This window comes from Variovorax sp. V15 (genome assembly GCF_041154425.1).
GTDB classification, from domain to species: domain Bacteria; phylum Pseudomonadota; class Gammaproteobacteria; order Burkholderiales; family Burkholderiaceae_C; genus Variovorax; species Variovorax guangxiensis.
The window spans coordinates 6,809,994-6,816,470 of the sequence record NZ_AP028659.1; the positions used below are offsets into that span (position 1 = coordinate 6,809,994).

The 6,477-nt window shown below is 60.3% G+C and carries 6 protein-coding genes; all 6 read right to left on the reverse strand.

What is annotated here, in order from left to right:
* Positions 1–6: 6 nt before the first annotated feature.
* A complete protein-coding gene (locus ACAM57_RS32050) occupies positions 7–1,833 on the reverse strand; it encodes an efflux RND transporter periplasmic adaptor subunit (RefSeq protein WP_369660234.1) in 1,827 nt (608 codons plus the stop codon).
* A gap of 11 nt (positions 1,834–1,844) precedes the next feature.
* Positions 1,845–3,272 (reverse strand): TolC family protein, encoded by a 1,428-nt coding sequence (locus ACAM57_RS32055; RefSeq protein WP_369660235.1) that lies wholly within the window; start codon positions 3,270–3,272, stop codon positions 1,845–1,847.
* 363 nt (positions 3,273–3,635) lie between these two features.
* Complete coding sequence (locus ACAM57_RS32060) at positions 3,636–4,310, reverse strand: polymorphic toxin-type HINT domain-containing protein (protein ID WP_369660236.1); 675 nt, start codon at positions 4,308–4,310, stop codon at positions 3,636–3,638.
* Between the two features lie 113 nt (positions 4,311–4,423).
* Positions 4,424–4,633 carry a hypothetical protein gene (locus ACAM57_RS32065; RefSeq protein ID WP_369660237.1) on the reverse strand — a complete coding sequence of 70 codons (210 nt, stop codon included), beginning with the start codon at positions 4,631–4,633 and terminating at the stop codon, positions 4,424–4,426.
* 77 nt (positions 4,634–4,710) lie between these two features.
* On the reverse strand, positions 4,711–6,066 hold the full coding sequence (locus tag ACAM57_RS32070) for a polymorphic toxin-type HINT domain-containing protein (protein ID WP_369660238.1): 1,356 nt from the start codon (positions 6,064–6,066) through the stop codon (positions 4,711–4,713).
* Positions 6,056–6,304, reverse strand: a complete 249-nt coding sequence (locus ACAM57_RS32075; RefSeq protein WP_369660239.1) for a hypothetical protein — start codon at positions 6,302–6,304, stop codon at positions 6,056–6,058. The genes ACAM57_RS32070 and ACAM57_RS32075 overlap by 11 nt, the downstream gene beginning before the upstream one ends.
* Between the last annotated feature and the right edge of the window lie 173 nt (positions 6,305–6,477).

Here is a 6,477-nt window from a genome sequence, read left to right on the forward strand (position 1 = left end):
GGATGCTCACCACCACCAGCTCCACAACTTCAGCCGCAGCCAGTCGACCGAAGATCGCGTCCATGCCGATAGCAGGCTGGCCTTGCCCACTTCGACCTTGCCGACACCCTGCATACCCGGACTCAACGCAGGCACGTCACCGCGCCATTCGGCCTCGACGCGGAAACCGTTGACCCCCTCTTCCACCTTGGCCGTGGCCGTGACGCGTTTCACCTCGAAGTCGTAGGTGGCATGCGGCTGTCCGGTCAGGCGCAGGATGCCGTTCTGGCCCACCTTGACCCGGGCGATGTCGCGGTCCGGGACGTGCAGCACCACCCGATAACCGCCCGTGGTGGCGATCTCGAACATCTCCTTGCCGATTTCCACCGGACCGCCGATCTGCTGGGCCCAGTCGCCGGTTACCACCAGGCCGTCCATCGGCGCGACCAGCCCTGCACGAAGGAGCTTGGACTCCACCAGTGCCAGCTGGGCTTCGGCCTGTTGCACATCTGCCTGCGCGAGTGCCACCGCGGGGGCGTCGTGCTCGGCCATCGCTTGGCGCAGCTTGCCTGCGGCCTGGTTGCGCTCGCTGCTGTACCTGCGCTGTTCCAGCTTCAGTTCTCGATCATCCAGGCGGGCGAGCAACTGCCCTTTCGACACCTGCTCGCCGGGGCGTACCTGCACATGCTCGATGAAGCCTTCGAAGGGCGCCGTCACGACCTGGCGCGTCCGGCCCTCGATCACCGTGTGGGCCGTGACCCGGTCCGCCACGGGCCACAACAACAATATGGCCAGCACGCCGCACAGTGCTGCCGTGCCGGCCTTCCAGGTCAGATGACCCGGGCCCCATACTTTGCGCCAGCCGGAGCGGGCAGTGTCCGCCACATGCCGGAGAAGGCTGCGCTGCGCTTCGCGCCAATGTCGAAGCAGGGGCTCGGCCAGCCCCGAGCTGGCACGCAGCATGGCCAGCACGTCAGGCTGCAAGGCAGCGGCGCCAGCCTCGCGATGGCGTACCACCAGCACCGCGACGGGTTCACCGTTGCCCAGCAGCGGCAACGCCCACCATGGATGCTGGTCGATTTCCTGCATCTCGACCATGGCGCGCATGGCCATCTCGCTGGCTTCGTGCAGTGCCGGCGATGCCTTTTCGGCCCAGGAAGTGTCGGCTGCGACCCACCAGCTCGGCAGATTGTTGCGGACCTCGAACAGCATGAACCCCGCATCCGGTTCCGGTGCCTCGGCCCGCACCCATGCGGCGGTGCGGTTGATCCACTCGTACGCCGCGGCGCGCGCGCTTTCCTGAGAACCGACGTGTCCCATCAGTTCCAGCAGTCGGGCAGAGCGCTGGTTGTGGGCCAGGCTGGCAGCCGAGAGCGCCAGCTGCAGCCATCCCAACGACAGCAGCACCAACTGGATCGTTCGTTCGCTGTGCGGCGGTGCCATCGTCAGTCCCACCACTCCCATGTGGCCGGAGGGCAGCTGCACGGCCGTAGCCACCAGCATCTCCGAGCGGACGCTGCCCACTTTGGCGAGCGCTACAGGGTGTTCCATCGACACGCGCATCCGCAGATCGGCCCAGCTCTTGTTCAATTCGCCGTCGGAGTCGGAAAAAGGCAGGCTCCATGCAGCATCGGCGCTGTGCATGGCTGCGGCGCCGCACGTCACTCCGGCATTCGAAAGACGTGCACGCCAGCCTTCCAGGGCAGAGAGCAGCAGCTTGTTGTCGGGCGATCCGGGAGCGCTGTCGATTGCTGGGTTTTCGCTGTCGAGGCTTGCGTGGCCACCTGCCTCCTCAGCAGTCTCAGGAGCAGCGCTGCCGGCTCTGGACGCGTGCTCCTCACGCGCTTTCGCCACGGATGCGTCCCTCATTGCTGTCGGCGCGGAAGCCGCATGTCCGCCTGCGCCACGGAGACCAGCAAGGCATCGAGCGTAGAGATGTCGCTCTCATCGAGCCTGCCCGCCAGCGCCTTGAGCTTGATGTAGCCCGCCCATGCGTCATAACGCGCGCGAGACAGGTCGCGCCGGGCTTCGAACAAGCGGCTTTGCGAGTCGAGAACCTCGGCATTCACCTTCATTCCCACTTCGTAGCCTCGCCTGTTGGCGCGAAATGCCAGTTCCTGCGATCGGACAGCGGCCTCCAGCCCATGCGCCTGACCGATGGCGGAAAGCGTGGCCGAAGTGTTCTGGCGTACACCCAGGCTTATCGTGCGCCGCGCCGCATCGACATCGCTTTGGGCTTTGTCGCGAAGCGCGCGTGCCTCATTGACTTTCGAATGGGTGGCGCCGCTCGCGAACAGCGGAATGTTGAGGTTGACTCCCACCGCCGAACTGTTGCCGCCGCGAGGAAAGGCGGTCGTCAAGGTGCCGGTGTCGCTGCTGCGGCCATAGGTGTAGGTGAGGTCGGCCGTGGGAGCATGCCCATGCCAGGCCTTGCGGACTTCGGCTTCTGCAGCGAGCAGCGCTTGCCGGGCCTGCTGAAGCTGGGCGCTGTTGTCCTGCGCGGTAGCCAGCCACAGCGATGCCGAGCCGGCCTCCAGCGGCGGCAGATGCTTGCCGTCGAGGCCTCTCGTCAGCAGTGTCGATGCGGTCTGCCCGGTCAACTCGGCCACGATCTGCAGCCTGAGATCGAGTTCGAACTCGGCGGCCGACACTTGCGCCGCCACCGAGTCGGCCTTGGCCTCGGCTTCGCGCACGTCGATGATGGGCGCCGTGCCTATCTTGAAACTGCGTTGCGCCAGCATCAGCTGCTCGGCGGTCGATACGCGCTGGGCGCGCGCAAGGTCGAGCGCGTCTCGTGCCTTCAGCACTTCAAAGCAGGCTTCGACCAGCCGCTGTGCCGAATCGGCGCGCGCCTGATCGAGCGCGGCCTGGGCCTGGTAGAGCTGTGCTTCGGCGGAATCCAGAGCCGGGAACAACGCGCTGCGCAGCAGAGGCTGGGTGATCTGCAGGTTCAACTGCTTGCCCTGGAACTTGCGCTGTTCGTATTTGGGCGCTTCGCGATAGCGCGTCTCGTTGTAGTTGCCGACCAGCGCGGCGGTAGGCCCGAAACTGGCGCGCGCCTGGACATGGCGCTGTTCGGCCGCGTGCAACTGGGCCTCGGCACCTGCGACGGCGGGGTCGCGGGCCAGGGCCCGAATGTAGAGATCGGGTAAGGATTGGGCCTTAGCGAGAGGCGTCTGCACCAGCCACGGCAGAAGCACCATTACATAGGCCGAGGCCATATGCAATGTTGATCGTTTGAACCACAGAAAATGGACCGGGCGTTCTCGCACGGGTCGCTTGAGATTTTTCAATTTTTTCCCCCTGCCCCAATCTGCCGCTCCGTCCACGGCGTGGCACTTCAACTTAGCCGTCAGATTTAACAGCCTTATTTTTGATCGCTTCAGCACATAAAAAGCCAACTCTCGCGTTCAAACAAGGCATTCGGCCTAGTACGGGCTCAGCGCGACGGGCTGCGCTCGGCGAGCTTGTAAAAAAACTACGTGCGTCACAACCTCGCTCTAAGTCAATGAACGAAGCCCTTACGCGCTATTGCGATTGCTTGGAGGTCACACCTTGCAGTCTCGTTCGCCGAAGCCAAGGTGGCGCACTCAAGAGGCTGTCGATTAAAGCTTTGCGTCCTGCTCAACTTGCAAGAGGCCAACCGGCAGCAATTTTCAACCACCAGAAGGATGCACACCCTCGCAATTGATGTGGTGAACCCAGAAGCCTTGGGCATCGACGTAGTAGGTATGGAAGTCCTCGACCTCCAGGTTGTAGACACGTATCTTTAGGTAGGGATCCTCGCTGTGATAGACCTCAGGTGAGATGTATTTGTCGCGTCCATCATCTTCTGTTAGATCGTAGTTGGCGTAGTCGAAGAGCGTTCCGATTTCTTCTGCAAAGAAGTATTCCTCGTAAGTGTCATATCCCAGCTGATACCAGAACAAGGAGCGATTCTTGCTCTTAATGTCGCCACCGAGGAAAGTCCAACCAACGCCATCGCGACTGGTGCGATAAATGCGTTTGAGCCCAAAAACATTTGCCAGGCTGCCATCGGCCTTGCGAACAACATCCCCACCTTTCAGCGCATCGGCACGCGTCCAGCCCACGCCTTCCACCCAGAATGGATGGTTTTCTGTTGTCGTCACAAAATAGATGTCACCACCCTGCAAGACACTCGGTGCACCAACGTTTGTGAATTGGACGCCAACGATCACCTTCTGCTCATGCACAAAGGTCTTGAGCACGCGTTTGTATTCCTGACCACCACTGCCGTCTTCGGGGCTGGAAAGCACATAGTCACCCACCTTGATGTCTTCAATGGGCTTGAGTCCATCCTTGGTGTGCACGCGGGTGCCCTTGGCAAAACACCCGCCCGTATTTGACCGACAACGTATCTCATGCTTCTTGTAAAGCGAGTGGCTATGCATGGTTGTTAGCTGAATTTCGGCTTGAGTTTTCGTTAATGCTCAACATCGAACTGCGACTTGGGCGGCAGCTTCACCGACACGAACCCATGCGCCTCCAGCAATGCCTTCAGGCGCGGCTTGATCGCCTTGCGTGCCGTTGCCAGTGTCCACCGCGCAGGCGCGGAATCCATCTCTCGCTTGGCGCCCTCCCAGATGACGGCCTGCTCCGGCGGCAGCACGCGATCTGGCGAGATGAAGACCATGCCCAACTGATGAATTAGCGTTTACGAGGTTTCTCTACGGCAACGATGTCGCTTCTATTTCTCCATTCGCGAGTTTTCTATCTAGTGTTTGCTCGCGCAATTGAATTCTGCGCCTCTCCGTTGAGCGGCGTTCCATCGGGCTTAGTCAGCTCAGCGGTACTTTTGCACAGAGGCGTCCATTCCGGAGACGGATTCTTCACCTTGTCCAAGAGCAAACTGGATACATCGAGCTTGGTCTTGTTGTGAACCCAGAGCCCACTCCAATGAACAAAGTAGGTGTGAAAGTCCTCTACCTCGAGATTAAAAACCTCGCAGTCGTAGTGCGATATCTTTTCAATATGCTCCAATTCCGCATAAACACCGTCGTATGTCAGCAGTACATCGCCCAACTGAAGATCGCTGACCTTGACCCATCCCTTTTCTTCTACCCAGAAAGGGTGTTCTCCGGTTACATGAATAAGGCCATGTGTGTGGCCAAATTCTGGATCTATTTCAGGACCATATTTGCAAGCGATGGTGTAGACGGGTCTAAATCCATGCGCAAACACTTTTGTGACTCGCTTATAGGCCATCTCGCCCGTTCTTTCGCAACGCGAAAGAACCTTGTCGCCGACTTCGATGTGCTCTATCAGCTTTCGCTTATTACCCACCACATTCGGCTTCTCGACATGAACAGACGTGCCGTCAGCGAAGCAGGTACCCACAAGTTCCGCATTCCGCCTCGCATCGGCAACCGCCAATCGATGAGCTTCTAGAGCATTCGGAGCTTCTTGGCTGGAGCAATTGGTGTTGTGTACCCACACACCCGCATCGCCCACGTAGTACGTGTGGAATTCCTCCACCTCGAAGTTGTAGACAGGCGTGATGTACGGGTCGCCCAATTGCAGTTGTTCGAGCTTCGATGACTGCTCGGCGCTGGCCAGCACGATCTGCTTCCCGCCGATGTCCAGCACGATGCCCACGCCCGTCTTATCGTCCGCGGCGAAGCCGATGTGCGCGTACTGCGTGCGGTGCACTAGTCCAGTCGCATGCACGGTGGCTTTGCTGCCATCGACCAGTTGCAGCACGAACCCGGATTCCAGGTACTCGGTAGCCATCCAGTGGTCGCCGTCGGTTAGCGGCGCTTCCACCCAGAACGGATGGTTGGGTGTCGTGATCAGCGTGATCAGGGCATCCGCCTCACCCGCCTTCACTTGCACTACGTGAACCCGCTGGTCCAGGTGCGCCACGGTATTGATAACCGGCCGGTAGTCCTGCTCGCCACCTTGCTCCGGTTGCGACAGCACGCGCGTACCCACGCGCACCTGCTCAATCGGCATCAATCCCTTGTCGGTGTGGACCAGCGTACCCGCGGCGAAGCAGAAAGACACTCGACTTTTGTCAGCCACCTCCATCACCCCTTGGGCCGCCTTGGCATAGGCCTCAGCAGTCACCACATGCCCCTTGGAGTTCGAATGCCCACACGGCACCGGCGCAGCGTTTTGCGCCAGCCACCGGATCGCCGATCCATACGGCATCGCTGTCGTTGTCGTCGCGCTCGACAGCTGATTTCTTGCCCATTACCGGGTAGCGCGCAGCCATCTGCTCCCCCAACGCAATGAACTTGGGGTTCGGGCCGGGCTCGAGCCGTTCAAGCTCCAGCAAGGTCCGGCTGGCTTCTTCAAAACTCACGGGGTCGGGCTGTCCCACAGGGCGCTCCCAAACGCGAAGGTCGTAGCTCATAGCAAATAAATTAAATATCGGCGTTTAAAGAATCAAATCCACGTTGCGCTTTTTGCGCCGGAGACTTTTTAGAGACGTCTGGATTTCCTGAATAGATGCCAGCAGCGCAGTTCATATGCAAA

Coding starts and splice junctions, on each gene's coding strand:
- ACAM57_RS32065 (WP_369660237.1), bottom strand. CDS start 4,633: ATGGTCTTCATCTCGCCAGATCGCGTGCTGCCGCCGGAGCAGGCCGTC.